At 40.9% G+C, this 557-nt stretch carries 1 protein-coding gene; it reads right to left on the reverse strand.

Annotated elements, in window-relative coordinates; translation table 11 throughout:
* The coding region (locus tag HMPREF2701_RS04980) for a DNA cytosine methyltransferase (RefSeq protein ID WP_083281733.1) at positions 1 to 557 on the reverse strand (557 nt) is incomplete at both ends.

Below are 557 nucleotides of genomic sequence, written 5' to 3' on the forward strand. Positions count from 1 at the left end.
TTTCTAGCAGCTTCAAAAGCCCAATCAGGAAACCCCTGCAAGCGAAAACACTCTTTAGGAGTGATTCGTCGTATCCTCAGACGGTAAAATTGTCCATTTATTAAAATACCAGCAACATGGTAAACTTGCTTATCTTCTCCTTCATAGCTAGCCACTACTACTCCCATTTGACCACTAGTTGTTAACGTATTAGCTATACCTTTGCCAACTCTACCACGACGATACTGAGAACCTGGTCTTTCCAAATTGATTGAATCTCCTATTTCTGCTTGAGCATATCCTTTTTTCGTTGCCTCTCGGACTTTTAGAAATTGGATTGGTTCTGGAATCAGTATTTTGGGGATTTTATCTCCACCTTGCATCGTAGTCAGTGTTGGAGATAGCCCCTCACTTCCATAGACGCGACCAGTTTCCTTAAAGCTAGTTGGTAAATCTCCAACAACGACAATACCATGGCGATCCTGAGTATTTAAAGTAAACATTGGCTCTTGATTATCCTTGAAACGTCTACCATTTTGTCTCTTTTCTAATCTGTCTGGTGTCATACAAGGAATCGC

It is taken from the genome of Streptococcus sp. HMSC077D04 (genome assembly GCF_001808785.1).
In the GTDB taxonomy this organism is placed as follows: domain Bacteria; phylum Bacillota; class Bacilli; order Lactobacillales; family Streptococcaceae; genus Streptococcus; species Streptococcus mitis_BX.